Origin of the sequence: Rothia nasimurium, from assembly GCF_014217215.1 — a bacterium.
Classification (GTDB): domain Bacteria; phylum Actinomycetota; class Actinomycetes; order Actinomycetales; family Micrococcaceae; genus Rothia; species Rothia avistercoris.
Genome location: NZ_CP056080.1, coordinates 1519818 through 1537506, shown reverse-complemented (window position 1 = coordinate 1537506; position 17689 = coordinate 1519818). Strand labels below are relative to the sequence as shown.

Sequence of the window (17689 nt, the reverse complement as noted above, 5' to 3'; positions counted from 1 at the left end):
GATGAGCGTCCTGACCGATTACTGCGGTAATGCCCTACCCACCGAACCCGGCTATGGCGGCAACAATCTAGCCGACCTCTTCGAGTCCTGCGGCACCCTGGTCGCCCAGGGGTCTATCACCCCTGACCCGCACCCCCTGCACGGGGCAGGACGTCACGACCTGCTCGGCCTGGCAGACCGCCTGCGCGCCGCCGGGGTTGACCCTACCCGCTACCGTAGCGTTTGCCTGGTCATGGTCGATGGTCTGGGGCAGAGCCTGCTGAGTGCCTATGGCTCCTACGCCCCCTTCTTGAAGAAGGCCACCCAGCTCGGTCCGATTCACTCGGCCCTCCCCTCGACCACGGTGGCTTCACTCAGTAGCCTGGGAACAGCAACCCCGCCGGGCTACCACGGCATGGCCGGGTACGAGGTGAAAAACCCGGCCACCGGGGCCGTGATGAACCAGCTGTCGGGTTGGGATAAAGCTGTTGACCCCCACCAGTGGCAGCCCCATCCCACGGTCTTTGAACGCTACCAAAACCACCTGGATGTAGCGACAGTATCGCTGAGCAAGTATGCGGGCACCGGTTTGAGCGAAGCGGGTCTGCGGGGCGGACGCTTTGTGCACGCAGCTGGGTATGCTGCCCGCACTACCCTGGCCGCTAGCCTGCTAAACTCCCGTAAACCTTCGCTGGTCTACCTTTACTGGGGAGAAATTGACCAGGCCGGGCACAAGTTCGGTACCCGGTCTGACCAGTGGCTTGAGCAACTTGAGGAGCTGAACCTCGCGCTGAAGTCGCTGGCTCGCAGGCTGCCCCCGCATGTGCTACTGCTGGTGACGGCAGATCACGGCATGGTCGATATCGCCCCTGAGAATCGCATTGATTACTCGGGCGATACGGCTCTGCTGGATAATATTGAGCTGACGGCGGGCGAACCCCGCATGGTGCAGCTCTACCTAAAGGACGCCAGTGCTTCTGCCCGCCAGGACGCCCTGGGCCGGTGGGCAGAGACCTGGGGCGACCAGGCCTGGGTCTTTGACTCAGAAGAACTCTTTGAAGCCGGCTATTTTGGTCAGCCGGTAACCGACGAGGCTCGCCGCCGTATCGGCGATATTATCGTGGCTGCCCGCGAACCTATCGCCCTCTACGACATGCGGCATTACAAGCCCCACGCCCTGCAGATGGTGGGTCAGCACGGATCGCTCACGCTTGAGGAAACACAGGTGCCCCTGCTGATGCTACCCACCGGCTAAGACCGGTGCGGACGTTTTCCCCACCGCGTGGGGCCAGGAGCCAGTGGCTGCCGCTGCGGTAGGAGCCACGGCGTTTCCCTCATCTGCGGGAGTTAAGGGGACACTCGCTGCGCTATCTTCGTCCGTAGCTGAAGTTTCGACGGAGCGATCAGGTTCGTCAGTAGGAGTAGCGTCACCGGGAGGTACAACTTCACCCGGGTCATTAGCTACCTGGGTTGGCTCAAGAACTAGGGTTTCCTCTGCCACCGGAGTCTCCTCTTCGGTACTGTCGAGAGTTGGTTCCAGCGCTGAAGGCTCGGGGATCTGCTCAACTGCAGGAACTTCTTCAGTCGGCGCATATAGAACGTTACCGGGGGCTACCGGTTCTTCGGTGCCGCCGCCTTGTTCTGTGACAGTCGGTACCTTGGTGTTAAAACTAGGAACGGGTGCCGCAGATGAGCTTTCTACAACAGATGGGCTGGTTTCTGCCACTGTGGGTGTCGGGGTCGCCTCTACCGTGGTTTGTTGAGAGCTTTCGTCGTTGAGGGGTAGTAAGAAAGCGGCGACTAGGGCGATAGCGGCTGCCGTGAGCACCGCGGAACCGACAAAAAAGACCTTTGACCCGATCTTGCGTTCTTCCTGCTCATCTTCCGCATGACGGGGGTTCAGCTGATCACGTTCAGCTGCTGCGGCCGCCGCTGCGGCAAGAGCCGCCTGTCTGCGGGCCTCCTCTGCCCGTTCAGCTTCTTTAGCTGCGGCCTTTTCGGCAGCCCTGTCTGCCCGTCGCTCTTCTCGGGTGAGTTTCTCAACGACATCGCCGTTGCGCATGAGACCAAAGGCCAGAGAGTCGTCGTCCGTATCTACAACAGTACGGGTGCTCCCGCTATCTTCAGTCACGTACTCGTAACCGTTAGCTAGCGGCATAGCTTCGGTTGCATCATCGGTAGCGCCCTCGGCAGCGGGGGAAGGGAAAGCTTCTGTGGCGTCGTCGGCGGTGGTGGGCTTCTGGTTGTCAGAATCTGGTGACTGGTGGGAACGGGGCGTGGTCACGGTTTCCTTATCAAGTATTTATGAGCCCTTTACCCGTCTGCGAAAGGGGCGCGACATGGGCTGGTGCGGTGAAAATAAGAGAGATTACTGTATCTAGTGTACGCGCTGAAAGCTTGCCGGTACTGTGGTGCCTCTAACGAAAATGTGGCGGCGCGGGGCAACCCCTTCAGCTTCTCGTCAGACGGTAAGGCCCCGCGTTCTACCTAGACAGGCGGACGCGGGGCCATAACCTGCACCGGATAACGGTGGCTCTATCGGCGCTGGTTGCCGAAGATGATGTCATCCCAGCTCGGTACGCTCGTGCGCTTGGCCCGGCTCGACTTGGGCTGCTGGGTCTTAGGCTCTTCTACCTGCTCGTCCTGCGCCTCAGGGGCATCTTCTGCAGTCTCGGTGAGGGGAGCCTCAGCCTCCTGGATATCGTCTTCCCCCTTAGGCTCCACAGCGACATGAGAGCCCTCAGCTCCCTGGACCTGCTCATCAGGCAGGGCGCCTTGAGCACTTGAAGTCTCGGTGGGCAGGGGAGCTTCCTCAAGAGCTGCCGGAGATTCGGCGCTATTCTCGGTAGCCTCCTTAGGCGCCTGCTGCCCTACGGTATTTTCGCTAGCGGCTGTCTGTGGCTGGGCTGTTTCGTCGATTACCGACGCAGTAGGTTCTTCGGCTTCAGAGGTAGGTTCGGCCTGCACCTCGGCCGCGGGGGCAGGGCGGGAGCTGCGGCGGGCACGTTCGAGTAGGTCGGCTAGTTTGCGCTCGCTGGCGGGGTCAAAGGAGCGGACGCCGCGGCGAGCGGTGAGCTCGTCGAGCAGCTCGTTCTGTTCCTTCTGCTCGGGAACGCTCACGCGGGTCAAACGGGGCTCAGCGACCTGAACACCAACGGGGGCGGGGGCTGCCGGTTCAGAGGCTTCCTCCGCAGAGTCCTCCTGAGGAGCTGCAGCCTGTTTAGCCGGGCCAGGAATGGGAGCATCGTGGGAGTGATCGCGGCCCATGAGGAAGTAGGCAGCTTCATTGGAGGCGTAGATGCTCTGGTTGGCAGGGTTGAAGTTCCATCGGGCGGGGAACATGACGCCGCGCGGTAGGTTGGCCTGGGCGTCCTCGCCTAGCTCTACATCGACAGACACGGTCCACTGGCCTGACTCCTGCTGCCAGGTGCTCCATTCCATGGGGGCTTGGGCGAAGTCGAAGCGTTCAGACACGGCTTCGATGTGCTGGTTGAGGCTTTGTGCTGCTCCGCCCTGGCCGGGGGCGGGGGAGATGACCACGGTGCGGGCTGTCTGGATGATGTTGGCGCGTTCAGCGACGATGGGCCACTCGTAGCGGCGCACGCGCTCCGGCTCCCAACCTGACTCTGCGGCAATCTCTTCAACCGTTGCGCCCTGGCGGAAACGGGTCTGGATGTCGCGGGGGCCAAAGGTGCCGCTAGCGCTGCCCCCGCGCAGGGGGCTGATGCGGCGGGCGCGGGCAATGCTCTGCCGTAGGTTCTGGTCGATGGGCAAGAGGTAGGTTGCGCCGTCAGATGATTCGAGAACGAGGTTTTCACCGTCGTCGTGAATGCCAGCAAGTCGCAGTTCTCGCACTGCTCGGTCTCCTTAGATGGGGCCGGGCACCGCCTCAGCAGAGAGGGGTGCTCACTTCAATCTTTACACTTACTTGAAAGACTACCGGCTCAAGCTGTGCTTGAAAGCTAAAGTAGCTGGAGGTGGGAGAGAAGTTTTGGAAAAACCCGGTTTTTCAAGGATTTTTTACTCAAGTTCAGCAAGAGCTTGAAATATTTTTCTGCTCCCGTACCAGCCCTGTCCGAGTCATTGTGACTCGCTGAGAGAGAACATGAAGTTTCCACTTGCATTATCGGGGGCAATGGTGAACAATTCTACCCGTCACCTCAACACAGTCGTAGACCCTGACGAGCGCAGAGTTGGTCGACACCAAGACCGAGGTGCAGGTACCCAGACCAGACAGAGAGGGTATCTACCCTTCGCACACTTAATACGGAGAAAACCATGGCAACCGATTACGATGCACCTCGCAAGCAGGATGAAGAGAGCAAGGACCAGTCCTTTGAGGAGCTGCGTTCACGCCCCTCAGAAATGCAGTCAGGTGCAGTGGATGAGGACGAAAACGCAGCGGCCGAAAGTTTTGAGCTGCCCGGTGCTGACCTCTCCAATGAAGAGCTGAACGTTGTGGTGCTCCCTGCACAGGACGACGAGTTCACCTGTGCTTCTTGCTTCCTAGTGCGTCATCGTTCCCAGATTGCCCGCGAAGAGGGCGATCTCAAGTTCTGCATCGAGTGCGAGAGCTAAGACTAAGAAACTTCAAAAGTAAGAGGGCGGGCCCGCGTTGCATAACGCGGGCCCGCCCTCGTATCGCCTAAAGATGATGTCTGCCAGGTGCTTAGCAGCCTTTGGACGTCTTAGTCTTCTTCGGGCAGCCCCTCATTCAGGATGGCGGCAATTTTTTCGGGGTGGCGGGAGGACGCAATCCAGTAGGGGGTGGGGTCTGCCGGGTCAGTAATCTGAACACGAATGACTGAGGTAATCCACCCGCGGAAACACATGTAGGCGCGGCCATCGAGTGCCGGGCCGGTAGCGAGGCGGGCATCTTCACCTCGGAAAGCGTAGGCTCGACCAACATAGTCACGTTCGATACGGGCCCTACCGAAGCGTACGGTGGTCTCGGTAATTTCGATGGTGGGGGAGCTGCCGTAGAGTATTCCGCCGACCAGCAGGAACATCACGATACCGGCAATAATGCCAGCGGTGATATTAATCGGTGCGCCGACCAGGAAAGAGCCTAGGCCAACACCCAGGCAGCCTATCCACAGGCCGATTCCGGGGGCCAGACGTTCACGGTATAGCACGGTGGGGGCGGTAGCAGGCATAGCTTCCTTCGACGAGGGACAAACTGTGAAGTATGAGCCGGGGCAAACCCGGCGCACAGGTTCTAGTCTAAGGGGTTTTGGCGCCTGATGTGGGCGGCACCGGAGCGCTTAAGCCGGTACAGTAAAGGGGTGATGAACCAGATTAAGATTGATATCAAGATGCTCGATGAGGGAATTGAGCCCCCTGCCTATGCCCAGCCCGGGGATGCCGGTGCTGATTTGCGCTCGCGCGTGGACCTTACCCTGCAACCGGGTGAGCGGGCCCTGGTGCCGACCGGTGTGGCGATCGCCCTACCTGAGGGCTATGTGGGTCTGGTGCACCCCCGTTCGGGTCTGGCTGCTCAGCACGGCATTACGATTGTGAACGCGCCGGGCACAGTTGATTCCGGGTATCGTGGTGAGCTCATGGTCTGCCTGCTCAATACCGACCGGGAGCAGGCTTTTGAGATTCAGCGCGGTGACCGCATTGCCCAGCTGGTTATTCAGCGGTTTGAGTCGGCTACTTTTAATGTGGTGGAGAGTTTGAGCGAAACTGAGCGTGGAACTGCCGGGTTTGGTTCAACGGGCGTACAGTAAGAGCAGTAGATAGGCGAGGGCCGAAGGAGGCACTATGTTTGGTTTTGGTAAGAAAAAGAATGGCGCGGACGCCGTGACTGAGCGTGAGCAGGGCGCGGCAGCTGCCGCTGTAGAGAGCGACGAGAAGGAAATCGCCGCTGAAGAGGCACCTGCTGAGGCTGCCCAGGGCGGCACCCAGCAGCCTACCGCGCAGCAGGAGCCTGCGGCGTCCTTCGTGGAATTTACCCGTGAGAACGGTCCCTTTGACATCACCGAGCAGCGTACCGGCTCTAGCTACATCGACCTGGGTGGCCTGCTGGTCAAGAGTAACCCGGGCCTGAACCTGCGCCTTGAGGCCGACCAGAAGACCCAGCAGGTTATCGCGGTGACCCTGCAGCTGGGAGAAGGAACCCTGCAGGTGCAGGCTTTTGCGGCTCCTAAGAGCCGCGGTATCTGGGATGAGATTCGTAAGGAACTGTCTGAGAGTGTGCGCCGCCAGGGTGGCCAGGTTGATATCAATGACGGCCCCTTCGGGCGTCAGCTGATCTCCCGTGTACCCGCTGAGCTTCTCGACGGACGCAAGGGCTTCCGTATTGCCCGCTTTGTTGGTGTGGACGGGCCCCGCTGGTTCGTCCGCGGTGTCTTCTCGGGCAAGGCCGTGCTACCCGGTGAGAGCGCTACCGCCCTTGAAGAGGTCTTCCGCACCATCGTGGTCAACCGTGGCTCTGACCCCATGCCCCCGCGTGATTTGCTGCCCATGCGCGTGCCCCAGAACATTCAGGACGCCGCAGCCGCCCAGGCCGCTGCCGCAGCAGCTGCCCAGGCTGAGAAGAAGCCCACCGTTGAGGTGCCCCGCCGCGGCCCCGAAATCACTGAAATCGGCTAGCGACCATGCCTGAGACTGAGTCTTCTTTTACCCAGCAGCGGGCTGCCGGGCCTGTGACCCGCCTGGAAGAGTACCCCGAGCGGTTTCGCGCCAGGGCCGCCGGGCGGGTGACCCGTGTGCACATGTCGCATGTGGGGGCTAACCCCCGGTTCGAGGTGACCTTGCTGGTCGATAAGTCTAAGCCCCTGCCCCCGGCCAAGACCCACCCCATGACGGGTATGCCCATTGCAGAGACCGGTGAAGATCTTGATGACACCACCGATGTGAGCACCACCGAAGACACCTCAACCGGCCAGATTTCTGTGCTGGATGAGGAGACCGGCTTCACCACTCGGTTTAGCGTCAACAGGGCGGCTCCCCGGGTGCTTTACCCGGAGTTCCCGCCTCTGAGCCCCGGTACGGTGCTGACCCTGGTTTGGCAGGGCCAGCGTCAGGTGCCGGGAATAGAGGCAGGCGGCTATCTTCGGGTCTCGGGCATGCTGAGCACCCGCGAGAAGCCCCTCATGTACAACCCGCGCTACGAGATTGTTCCGGCCCTCTAGTAGCAGGCACAAGGACGCCGGCCCCACCTTCGGCGAAGAAGGTGGGGCCGGCGTCCTTTTTACTGATAAGCAGGAAGAAGGCTAGCTGAAGAGGGCGCGGATGTCGTCCTCACCGGTGGGGGTGGTGATGAAGAAGAGCTCGTCGCCGCCCTCAATCACGTCGTCGCCGCTGGGGGTAATCGGTACCCCGTCACGCAGGATAGCGGTAAGGGTGGTCTCGTAGGGCCACTGAACGTTATCGACGGTATGACCAATAATCGGGTGGTCGGTGGGTACGGTGTACTCGACCAGGGTAGCGCTGCCGGTCTTGAGGGTCAGCAAGCGCACGACGTCGCCGACCTCAACGGCCTCTTCCACCAGAGCGGTCATGAGGCGGGGTGTAGAAACCGCAACGTCCACGCCCCAGGAGTCGTCGAAGAGCCATTCATTTTTGGGGTTGTTCACGCGGGCCACGGTGCGGGGTACCCCGAACTCGCTGCGGGCCAGCAGCGATACCACCAGGTTGGTTTTATCGTCGCCTGAGGCTGCCACAATGACGTCCGCGTTCTCGGGCTTGGCCTGGCGCAGGACGGACAGCTCGCAGGCGTCCCCAATCACCCAGTGGGCGTGCTGAATATCGCTGCGGGAAATCGCCTCGGGCTTGATATCGATAATAGTGACCGTGTGGCCGTGAGAGAGTAGTTCGCGGGCGCTTGATGAGCCCACCGAACCAGCGCCGATAACGATTACTTCCATTCCAGATCTCCCTCAGCGTTGCGTGCCGGGGGAGCACCCAGCACCCTGGCAATATCGTTGATGTCCTCGGTGCGCATCATGGCGTGCACCGTATCGCCCTGCTGGTAGGAGGTCTCCATGGTGGGGAGCATACCCTCCCCAAACCGGGTCAGGTAGGCCACGCGCACACCGGCAGCCTGCTCAATCTCCGTCAGGGCGTGCCCAGCCCAGTCCTCGTGCAACTGCAGCTCACCGAGCATCAGACGGCCCGAAGCCTCACGAAAATCACCGGCCATAGCCTGCTCCGGCAAAATGCGGCGCAGCACCTGGTCGGTCGACCAGCGCACCGCAGCCACCGTGGGAATACCCAGACGCTGGTAGAACTCAGCCCGGTTGGGGTCGTAGATACGGGCCACCACGTGCTGCACCCCAAAGGTCTCACGGGCTACACGGGAGGCAATAATATTGGAGTTATCGCCAGAAGACACCGCGGCAAAAGCGTAGGCGTGCTCAATACCGGCCCGCTTGAGGGTCTCGCGGTCAAAGCCCACACCGGTCACCTTCTTACCCGCAAAATCCTTACGCAACCTGCGGAAAGACCGGTCATCCTGATCGATCACAGCAACCGAATGACCCGCATCTTCTAGGGTATGGGCCAGCATAACGCCCACACGACCAGCACCCATAATCACAAAATGGGGCACTTAGCACCTCACGAAACCACGACGGAAACAAACATAAACCCCGCACAGCAGGGTTGCCTCTAGTCTACGCCCAGCGGCCCCACCACCCAACCGGCGCGCCATAGCCGCGCGGGGCGTCCTGACCCACGAGCAAAATGTGGTGTGTATAGCTGTGTTTTCCCTGCTCTACCGACTACGGTTAGAGCCTGTGAGAAATATTAGGAGCGCGGCCACCCGCCTGATTTTTGGTGCCCCCGTCACCAGCAGGTACGCCAAGAAGGGCAACCTGCCCAAACGCCGTGCCCTACCCCTCTTCGGGGCTGACGGGTTCTCGTCGGTTGCCTATGCCCCCGACGAAATTCTGCTGACCCTGCTCCTGGCCGGCCACGGTGCCCTAGCCTACTCGCCCCTGGTGGGGCTGGGCATTGCCCTGATCCTGCTGGTTGTGGTGGGTGCCTACCGCTATAACATCCAGCATGTGGGGGAGCACGGCGACTTCGCCCTGGTGCACCAGAACCTGGGGATAACCGCCGCTATCGTGCTGGGCGCTGCCCTGATGGTTGACTTTATGCTCACGGTTGCGGTGTCGCTGTCTTCTGCTGCCCAGTACCTTGAATCGATTACCCCGGTACTACTGGGGCATCAGCGGCTGATTGCCTGTTCCCTCATTGCTCTGGTGACCTTTATCTGCCTGCGCGGCCTCAAGGTAATGCTGCGGGTGTCGCACCTTCCCTCCTATGTCTTTTTGGTGCTGCTTGCGGTCACCGTTGCCTGCGGTCTCATTGCGGACGCTACCGGGCAGCTCGGACGCGCGGTATCGGCTGAGTACACGGTGATGGTTCCCGACGGCGCTGCCGAGGTGCTGACCACCCAGCTCGGTGTTAGCCTGCTGTTGGTGAGGGCTTTTGCCTCCGGTTCTGTGGCGCTGACCGGGGTGAACACCGTTAGTAACGCCGTGAAGGCCTTTGCGCCGCCGCGTCAGCGCAACGCAGCCACCAGCCTGATGGTGATTGGCGGCCTATCTGCCCTCTCCCTGCTGGGGGTGCTCTACCTGGCCCGGCAAACCGGGGTGGTCAGCGTCCTTGACCCGGCTCAGGGGCTACTGATTAACGGGCAGCCCGCGGGCGAAGACTTTCACCAGGTACCCGCTCTGCTCCAAATCACCGACGCTATCTTCGGCATCCCCCTGGCCAGCGTCCTGCTGGGTGCAGCCACCATCGGAGTGCTCATCGTGGCGGCCATGACGGCCTTCACCGGCTTCCCCATGCTAGCGACCACCATCGCCGCGAAACAGTACCTACCGGTGCACCTCTCAGCGCGCAGCTCCACCGCGCTCTACGCCAACGGTGTGCTGGCCCTGGGGTCCAGCTCTATGCTGCTGGTCGCTATCGTCGGCCCCAATGTACACGCCCTGGTGCAGATGTACATTGTGGGTGTCTTTACTGCCATGACCCTCACCCAGTATGCGGTGCTCCGCAATCGCTGGCGGGCCCAGCGCATCACCCTCGATACCAAAAAACGCCGCACTCTCTGGCGTGACATCGGCATCAGCACCATCGGTACCGGTGCCTCGGTTACTGTACTCGTGGTTATTATTCTTACCAAGTTCACCCACGGTGCCTGGGTCACCGTGCTGCTCATTCTTCTTCTGACCTGGCTCATGATCAAAACCAACAAACACTACAGCAGTATCGACCGGCAGCTAGCCCTCTCAGCCGACCCCGAACAACTGGCCGCAGACCGGGCGCTGCCCTCCCGCGTCCACGCCCTCATCTACGTTGAGCGGGTACGCAAACCCGTACTCCGGGCCCTCGCCTACGCACGGGCCTCCCGCCCTTCGTCCATCGAAGCTCTCGTGGTGAACGTGGACGAAGCCCGCACCCGCGAAAACATCGACACCTGGGAAGCCCTCGAACTGCCCGTCGACCTGACCGTGCTGGACTCGCCCTACCGCAACCCAGCCGCCAGCGTGCTCGAATACGTGCAGCAGATGCGCCAAAAATCCCCCCGCGACGTGCTCGTGGTCTACCTGCCCGAATACGTGGTCTCCCACTGGTGGCAGGGCATCTTCCACCGCCGCACCGTGCACAAACTCAAAGCCCGCCTGCGCCACGAACCGGGCGTCGTCGTAGCCTCCGTGCCCTGGCAAATCGAACGATAAACTAAAACCCACCGAGCCACCCTCAAAGCGAGAAACACATGTCTACCGTCCCCACCACACCCGAACCCGCTATCGGTGACCTCATAGAACTCACCCCCGAGCGTCCGGCCCACGGCGGCGCCCTTGTCGCTAGAGCGGGTGACCGCGTCATCTTCGTCCGCCATGGAGTCGTGGGGGAGACTGCCACTGCCCGCATCACCGGCCGCGGCCCCAAAGGCCGCTTCTTCTTTGCAGACGTCATCTCCGTAGAGGCTCCCGCCCCGGAGCGCCGCTCCCACCCCTGGGCACCGGCGGACGCGCTCGCGTCCGCTCACCCCCTCGGCGGCATGGAATACGGCCACCTGGACCTAGCGACCCAGCGGGCCTACAAGCAGCAGATCGTGAAGGAACAGCTGGTGCGTCTGGGCGGGGTACCTGAAAACCACCCCCTGCTGGCTTCACTGCCCGTTCATGCCCTGCCCGGCGATGACCGGGGGCTGCACTGGCGCACCCGCGTGCATTTTGCGGTGGAGCGCGAAAGCCAGCAGATTGCCATGTTCCTGCACTCTAGCTCAACCCCCGTGCCCGTCACCGGTTTTCCCCTGGCCGATGAGCGCATTGAGGCCCTCGAACTGCACCGCCTCAAGCTGGCCGGTATCACCCGGGTTGATGTGGCTGTAGCCGCCACCGATATGCTGGCGGTGGTCTTTACCGTGTCATCGCGAACTACGCCCGCCGCGGTCGCCGAAGGCATCGAAGAGCAGGCCCGGGCCCTGTGGGGGTCGCTGGAAGAGCGCATGATTACCCTGGTCTTTACCCCCGAGAAAAAGGGCGGACGCCGCCGCGGCACCAAACCCGCTGACGTCATCGCCGGTGCCGCCAACCCCAACCTGCTGGAGACCGCTACCGTCTACGCCCAGGACTTCTACTGGAACGTGGCCGCTACCGGCTTCTGGCAGATTCACCGGGCCGCCCCCGAGGTGCTGGGTAACGCCGTGCTTGAGGCTGCCCGCCTGAAAAAGGAGATGACGGTCTACGACCTTTACGCAGGTGCTGGCTTCTTCACCGCCCTGGCTGCTGACGCGGTGGGGGACAGGGGTACGGTGCTGTCAGTTGAGGGATCCTCGGTGACCAGTGGCAACGCGTCAGAGAACTTTGGCGACGAAGGCCCGTCACGCACCCACAGGTCTGAGCGGACGCGCGTGCGCGTGGAACGCGGGGACGTCGCCCGGGTGCTTGAGAAGATCAGCGGTGAGGTGGCCGAGGGGCGCTACGCCGCCCCTGACGTGGTGATTTGCGACCCGTCTCGTGAGGGAGCTGGCCGTACCGTGATGGAGCAGGTGACTGACCTGAACCCCTCCACCCTGGTTTATGTTGCCTGTGACCCGGCAGCCCTGGGGCGCGACACCGGCTACCTGCGCGCAGCGGGCTGGCGACTTGTACGCGTCGAAGCCTTCGACATGTACCCCAACACCCACCACGTGGAAGCGGTGGCGGTGTTTAGCCGGTACGGGGCCTAGCGGTTCCCAGAAAAGACCATTTAAATCAGAAAAACCCACCTAGTTGGTGGGTTTTTCTGATGTAGGTGGTACCTACCCGGCGGGGCGGGGGAGCAGATGTTAGCTCAGGCGGTCGGTCTGGTCGTCCCACTCGGCCGCTACAGCGCGCAGGGCCTCTTCTTTGGCACGAGCATGGTGGCCGCAGAAGAGCAGGTCGAGACCTGACTCCATCACCACACGCACATAGGCCTGGGCACCGCAGGCATCACACCGGTCAGCAGCAGTCAGTTCGCGGCGGGTCTCAAGAGTTGCACTCACGGTAGGCTCCTTTCAAAAGCTTTCTTCCTCACCCTCCATACAACCACCGACCGGGCCGCCCCGCACGTCCTTTCGCCCACAGCGCTAAACCCGCCCTTCCCGCCTGCCGGCCGCGGGCGTCCGCGCCGCCAAAGACCCGCCAAACCGAACACATGTACTACACTAGATAGGCACCCCGTCCATACCTGCAGGAGAGTTTCGTGGCAGCAAACAACTACACCGCCCGCAACCTATCGGTGCTCGAAGGCCTCGAAGCCGTGCGCAAGCGCCCCGGCATGTACATCGGCTCCACCGACTCGCGCGGCCTCATGCACTGCCTCTGGGAAATCATCGACAACTCGGTCGATGAGGCCCTGGCCGGGTATGGCCAGTCAATCCAGGTCATCCTCTATAAGGACGGCTCCGTTGAGGTTCAGGACGACGGCCGCGGCGTGCCCACCGACATCGAACCCCGCACCGGACTCTCCGGCGTTGAGGTGGTCTACACCAAGCTGCACGCCGGCGGTAAGTTCGGCGGCGGCTCCTACAACGCCTCGGGCGGCCTGCACGGCGTGGGCGCCTCGGTCGTCAACGCGCTCTCTTCCCGCCTGGACGTACAGGTGGACCGCGGTGGCAAGACCTACCAGATGAGCTTCCGCCACGGCGTGCCCGGCATCTTCGAGGACGCCCGCACCCCCAAGCCCGATGCCCCCTTCACCGCCTCCACCGACGCCCTGCAGGTGGTAGGTAAGGCCAAGCGCGGGGTCACCGGCACCCGCGTGCGCTACTGGGCCGACCCCATGATTTTCACTCCGGACGCCCGGTTCAGCTACGAGAACCTGGCGGCTCGTGCGCGCCAGACTGCCTTCCTGATTCCCGGCCTGCGGATTGCCGTGCGCGATGAACGCCGCCTGCCTGGCACCCCCGGTGAATTCGAGACCCACGAAGAGGTCTTCCAGCACGATGGCGGTATCTCTGAGTTCGTGGACTACCTTGCCCACGACCAGGCCGTAACCGACATCTGGCGCTTCACCGGCACCGATACCTTCACCGAGACCGTCCCCGTGCTCGACGCCGAGGGGCATTCCCAGCTGACCGAAGTGGAACGCGAGTGCGAGGTTGATGTTGCCCTGCGCTGGGGCACCGGCTACGAAACCAAGCTGCGCACCTTCGTCAACATCATCGCCACCCCCAAGGGCGGCACTCACCAGACCGGCTTCGAGCAGGGCCTGCTCAAGACCTTCCGCAAGCACATTGCCGATAACGCGCGTAAGTTCAAAGCTGGCACCGACAAGATTGAAAAGGACGACGTGCTGGCGGGGCTTACCGCTGTGCTCACCGTGCGTCTGGCTGAGCCCCAGTTTGAGGGCCAGACCAAGGAGATTCTGGGTACCCCGGCGGTGCGCCAGATCGTCTCTAAGGTGGTTGCCAAGCAGCTGGCGGCCAAGCTGAACTCCACCGCGCGGGGCGAGAAGACCCAGGCGGCGGCTGTTTCTGAAAAGGTTGTTGCCGAGATGAAGTCGCGTATTTCGGCGCGAGTTCACAAGGAAACCCAGCGCCGCAAGAATGCCCTGGAAACCTCGTCGATGCCGACCAAGCTGGTGGACTGCCGCTCCACCGACGTGGAGAAGTCCGAACTCTTCATCGTGGAGGGCGACTCAGCGCTGGGCACCGCTCGCCTGGCGCGTTCCTCGACCTATCAGGCCCTTCTGCCTATTCGCGGAAAGATCCTGAACGTCCAGAAGGCCTCGCTGACCGACATGCTGGCGAATGCCGAGTGTGCCGCCATTATTCAGGTTATTGGCGCCGGTTCTGGCCGTACCTTTGATTTAGAGCAGAAGCGCTACAACAAGATCATCATGATGACGGACGCGGACGTGGACGGCGCCCACATCCGTACCCTGCTGCTGACCCTCTTCTACCGCTACATGCGTCCGCTGGTAGAAGCCGGCCACGTCTACGCCGCTGTACCGCCCCTGCATCGGGTCGAGGTGGTCAACCGGGGTAAGGCTAACGAGATGGTCTACACCTATTCTGAGAAAGAACTGCACGAGCTGCTCGACCGGCTTGAGGCCGAAGGTAAGAGCTATAAGGAGCCGATTCAGCGCTACAAGGGCCTGGGTGAGATGGACGCCGACCAGCTGGCGGAGACCACCATGGACCCCCGCCACCGCATGCTCCGCCGTGTGCGGGTCGAGGACGCTGAGGCTGCCGAGCGGGCCTTTACCCTCTTGATGGGTTCAGAAGTGGCACCGCGTAAGGACTTCATCATTCGCGGTGCGACCAAGCTCGACCATACGGCTATCGACGCCTAAGCGTGTTGAGGGCAGGGGCAGGGTAAAATGTTGTGCATGACACATGCAATGAAGCACCCTGTTACTGTCACCGTTACCGGCGCCGCTGGCCAGATTGGCTACGCCTCCCTCTTCCGCATCGCGGCAGGTGAAATGCTGGGCCCAGATACTCCCGTGCGCCTGCGTCTGCTCGAAATCCCGGCCGGTCTCAAGGCCGCTGAGGGCACCGCGATGGAGCTTGCCGACTGCGCCTTCCCCCTGCTTGAATCTGTCGATATCACCGACGACCCCTCCGTTGGCTTCGACGGCACCAGTATCGCCCTGCTCATTGGCTCCCGCCCCCGCACAAAGGGCATGGAGCGTGCCGACCTGCTTGAAGCTAACGGCGGTATTTTCTCGGTGCAGGGGAGGGCTATCAACGACCGGGCCGCTGATGATGTGAAAGTAGCTGTGGTGGGCAACCCGGCTAATACCAACGCCCTCATTGCCGCTTCTCATGCGCCGGACGTCCCCCTGGAGCGCTTCACCGCCCTCACCCGCCTTGACCACCACCGAGCGGTTGCCCAGCTGGCTGCCGCCACCGGTGCCACCGTGCCCGAGATCGACGGTATCACCATCTGGGGTAACCACTCTGCCAGCCAGTACCCCGACCTCTTCCACGCCACCGTCGGCGGCCGTCCCGCTATCGACGCCCTTGCCGACAAGAACCTTGGCCAGACCTGGATCGAAGAAACCTTCATCCCCACCGTTGCCCAGCGTGGAGCCGAAATTATCGCGGTGCGCGGTGGTTCGTCCGTCGCCTCCGCTGCCCACGCCGCCCTGGCCCACGTGCGTGACTGGGTGCTGGGAACGGGGGAGCGGAGCACCTCCATGGCGGTGCCCTCCGACGGCTCCTACGGGGTGCCTGAGGGGCTTATCAGCTCTTTCCCCGTCAAGTGTTCATCAGGTGGATATGAGATTGTTCACGGTTTACAGCACTCAGATTTTGCCAGCCAGCGCATCGCGGCCTCTGTGGCCGAGCTGGTTGAAGAGAAGGACGCCGTCGCCCAGCTTGGCCTGCTCGGGCCCCGCTAAGACACCCGCCCCGGTGTGACTAGACAAAGTGTCACTAACTGGGTGCCCGGTGTAAAAAACCTATCGAGACTCCCGCTGAATCCTCTAGGTCAGCGGGAGTCTTAGCGTTTAAGTGACCTTTAGTGAAGCGTCAAATCATCTGGTGAAGAGGTCAAAACTACCCTAAGGGTACGCTCGTGCAAGCCCGCTATCCTAGAGCAAAACACACCCGCACCGTTGCGCCGGGCCCACGGCGGCATGCCAGCCCGCAGACGGTGCATCACTTTAACTCTCAAGGAAGTCAATGGATCCCCTCGAACTAGCGCGGTGGCAATTCGGTATCACCACCGTCTACCACTTCATGATGGTTCCGCTGACCCTGGGCCTGGGTGCCGTTGTATCCGGCTTCTACATCGCCTACGTGCGAACCAAGAAGCACGAATACAAGCGCATGACCAAGTTCTGGGGCAAGCTCTACCTCATCAACTTCATCATGGGCGTTGCAACCGGCCTTGTGCAGGAATTCCAGTTCGGTATGGCCTGGAGCGAATACTCCCGCTTTGTGGGCGACGTCTTCGGCGCCCCTCTGGCGATGGAAGGCCTACTGGCCTTCTTCGTTGAGTCCACCTTCTTGGGCCTCTTCATCTTCGGCTGGGACAAACTGGCCCCCAAGGTGCACGCAGCCTGCCTGGTCACTGCTGTAGCAGCCTCCTGGCTCTCTGCCTACTTCATCATCGTGGCTAACTCCTGGATGCAGCACCCTGTTGGCGTTGAAATGATTGACGGCCGCCCCGTTATGACCGACGTCTTAGCTGTGCTGACCAACAACACCGCCCTGGTGGCCTACCCCCACGCTATCTTCGGCGCCCTGCAGGTCGCCGGCGGCTTCCTGGTCGGTATCGCCTGGTACAAGCTCTGGAAGCGCCGCCGTGACGGCATCGACACCATCGGGGAAGATGGCAAGGTTATCGTCGGTGAAACTACCGAAGGCGCTCGCGACAAGACCGATTTCAACGTCTGGTTCAAGTCCCTGCGTATTGGCGCTATCGTTGGTTTTGCAGCCTTCATCGGCACCGCCTTTACTGGCCACCACCAAGCCCAGCTCATGATTGAGCAGCAGCCCATGAAGATGGCAGCTGCCGAGGCAGCCTGCCATGACGGCACCGGCTTCTCTGTCCTTTCTCTCTCATCACCTGGTGCCCAGAACTGTGACGAGGTCCAGGCAGTGATTGAAATTCCCGGCCTGCTCTCCTTCCTGGCCTACAACAACTTCACCACCGACGTCCCCGGCATCACCACCCTGCTGCCCCAGTACGAAGAAACCTACGGCAGCACCATCCCCGATAATCCCGAGCTCTACGGGGAACGAGCCGGTACCGAGGTTGAGTACCTGCCCCTGATGGAAGTGACCTACTACGGCTTCCGCGGCATGATTACCTTCGGCGGCATCAGCGCCCTCTCCTTCCTCTACGTTCTGTGGGTAACCCGCAAGAAGGGCGAAGGGACTGTACCCGAAGCCAAGTGGATTTCAAACCTGGCGATTGCGGGCATCCTGGCCCCCTTCGGTGCCAATGCCACCGGCTGGATCTTCACCGAAATGGGCCGTCAGCCCTTCGTCGTTGCCCCCAACCCCGATGGCAACCCCGCCATCATGATGTTCACCGCCGCAGCCGTCTCACCCGGTGTTTCGGGCTACGAGATTCTCTTCTCGCTCATCTCCCTGGGCCTGGTATACGGCGTCCTGATGGTTGTCGAGGTCTACCTGCTGGCTAAGTACGTCAAGGCAGGTGTCGCAGCGGCCATGCCCGAGCTGGTCGAAGACCCGCACGATAACGACGAGAAGAACGACCGCGACGTGCTCGCGTTCGCCTACTAAGAAAGGGGCTTACAC

Annotated in this window: 16 protein-coding genes; 10 read left to right on the top strand and 6 right to left on the bottom strand. The window is 61.8% G+C overall.

The window, feature by feature from the left end; translation table 11 throughout:
• Position 1 precedes the first annotated feature (1 nt).
• Entirely contained in the window at positions 2–1234 is a 1233-nt protein-coding gene (locus HWU94_RS07040; RefSeq protein ID WP_185173093.1) for an alkaline phosphatase family protein, read from the top strand.
• On the opposite strand, the gene HWU94_RS07035 is transcribed toward HWU94_RS07040, so the two are convergent.
• Both HWU94_RS07035 and sepH read right to left on the bottom strand, forming a co-directional pair.
• Positions 1220–2263, bottom strand: coding sequence for a hypothetical protein (locus HWU94_RS07035; protein WP_185173092.1), 1044 nt, complete (start codon positions 2261–2263; stop codon positions 1220–1222). The genes HWU94_RS07040 and HWU94_RS07035 overlap by 15 nt on opposite strands.
• Positions 2264–2514: 251 nt before the next feature.
• Positions 2515–3834: a septation protein SepH gene (sepH, locus tag HWU94_RS07030; RefSeq protein WP_185173091.1), complete on the bottom strand. Its 1320-nt coding sequence runs from the start codon at positions 3832–3834 to the stop codon at positions 2515–2517.
• Between the two features lie 423 nt (positions 3835–4257).
• Here sepH and HWU94_RS07025 point away from each other — a divergent pair, with 423 nt between their 5' ends.
• Positions 4258–4557: a DUF4193 domain-containing protein gene (locus HWU94_RS07025; RefSeq protein WP_083091691.1), complete on the top strand. Its 300-nt coding sequence runs from the start codon at positions 4258–4260 to the stop codon at positions 4555–4557.
• Between the two features lie 110 nt (positions 4558–4667).
• On the opposite strand, the gene HWU94_RS07020 is transcribed toward HWU94_RS07025, so the two are convergent.
• Entirely contained in the window at positions 4668–5135 is a 468-nt protein-coding gene (locus HWU94_RS07020; protein ID WP_185173090.1) for a DUF3093 domain-containing protein, read from the bottom strand.
• A gap of 132 nt (positions 5136–5267) precedes the next feature.
• Between HWU94_RS07020 and dut the strand changes: the two genes are divergently transcribed.
• From dut to HWU94_RS07005, 3 genes are read left to right on the top strand one after another with little or no spacing between them, the layout of a single operon-like run.
• Positions 5268–5711 carry a dUTP diphosphatase gene (gene dut, locus HWU94_RS07015; protein WP_244955919.1) on the top strand — a complete coding sequence of 148 codons (444 nt, stop codon included), beginning with the start codon at positions 5268–5270 and terminating at the stop codon, positions 5709–5711.
• A gap of 34 nt (positions 5712–5745) precedes the next feature.
• Positions 5746–6576 (top strand): DUF3710 domain-containing protein, encoded by an 831-nt coding sequence (locus HWU94_RS07010; RefSeq protein WP_185173088.1) that lies wholly within the window; start codon positions 5746–5748, stop codon positions 6574–6576.
• A 5-nt stretch (positions 6577–6581) separates the two neighbouring features.
• Positions 6582–7118, top strand: a complete 537-nt coding sequence (locus HWU94_RS07005; RefSeq protein ID WP_185173087.1) for an asparaginase — start codon at positions 6582–6584, stop codon at positions 7116–7118.
• Positions 7119–7199: 81 nt separating this feature from the next.
• Here the strand turns inward: HWU94_RS07005 and HWU94_RS07000 are convergent, their stop codons facing one another.
• Together HWU94_RS07000 and HWU94_RS06995 are read right to left on the bottom strand one after the other, a co-directional pair.
• Positions 7200–7853 (bottom strand): TrkA family potassium uptake protein, encoded by a 654-nt coding sequence (locus HWU94_RS07000; RefSeq protein WP_135011890.1) that lies wholly within the window; start codon positions 7851–7853, stop codon positions 7200–7202.
• Complete coding sequence (locus HWU94_RS06995; protein WP_185173086.1) at positions 7844–8536, bottom strand: TrkA family potassium uptake protein; 693 nt, start codon at positions 8534–8536, stop codon at positions 7844–7846. The genes HWU94_RS07000 and HWU94_RS06995 overlap by 10 nt, the downstream gene beginning before the upstream one ends.
• A gap of 187 nt (positions 8537–8723) precedes the next feature.
• Here HWU94_RS06995 and HWU94_RS06990 point away from each other — a divergent pair, with 187 nt between their 5' ends.
• Positions 8724–10676 carry an APC family permease gene (locus tag HWU94_RS06990; protein ID WP_185173085.1) on the top strand — a complete coding sequence of 651 codons (1953 nt, stop codon included), beginning with the start codon at positions 8724–8726 and terminating at the stop codon, positions 10674–10676.
• Positions 10677–10714: 38 nt separating this feature from the next.
• Complete coding sequence (locus HWU94_RS06985) at positions 10715–12175, top strand: class I SAM-dependent RNA methyltransferase (protein ID WP_185173084.1); 1461 nt, start codon at positions 10715–10717, stop codon at positions 12173–12175.
• Positions 12176–12274: 99 nt separating this feature from the next.
• Here HWU94_RS06985 and HWU94_RS06980 read toward each other — a convergent pair whose 3' ends face one another.
• Positions 12275–12472 carry a hypothetical protein gene (locus tag HWU94_RS06980; protein WP_135011882.1) on the bottom strand — a complete coding sequence of 66 codons (198 nt, stop codon included), beginning with the start codon at positions 12470–12472 and terminating at the stop codon, positions 12275–12277.
• A gap of 200 nt (positions 12473–12672) precedes the next feature.
• On the opposite strand from HWU94_RS06980, the gene HWU94_RS06975 reads away from it, so the two are divergent.
• From HWU94_RS06975 to HWU94_RS06965, 3 genes are all read left to right on the top strand, one after another.
• Positions 12673–14766 (top strand): type IIA DNA topoisomerase subunit B, encoded by a 2094-nt coding sequence (locus HWU94_RS06975; RefSeq protein WP_185173083.1) that lies wholly within the window; start codon positions 12673–12675, stop codon positions 14764–14766.
• 36 nt (positions 14767–14802) lie between these two features.
• Positions 14803–15819 carry a malate dehydrogenase gene (locus HWU94_RS06970; RefSeq protein WP_244955918.1) on the top strand — a complete coding sequence of 339 codons (1017 nt, stop codon included), beginning with the start codon at positions 14803–14805 and terminating at the stop codon, positions 15817–15819.
• Positions 15820–16102: 283 nt separating this feature from the next.
• Positions 16103–17674 (top strand): cytochrome ubiquinol oxidase subunit I, encoded by a 1572-nt coding sequence (locus HWU94_RS06965; RefSeq protein ID WP_185173082.1) that lies wholly within the window; start codon positions 16103–16105, stop codon positions 17672–17674.
• Positions 17675–17689 lie beyond the last annotated feature (15 nt).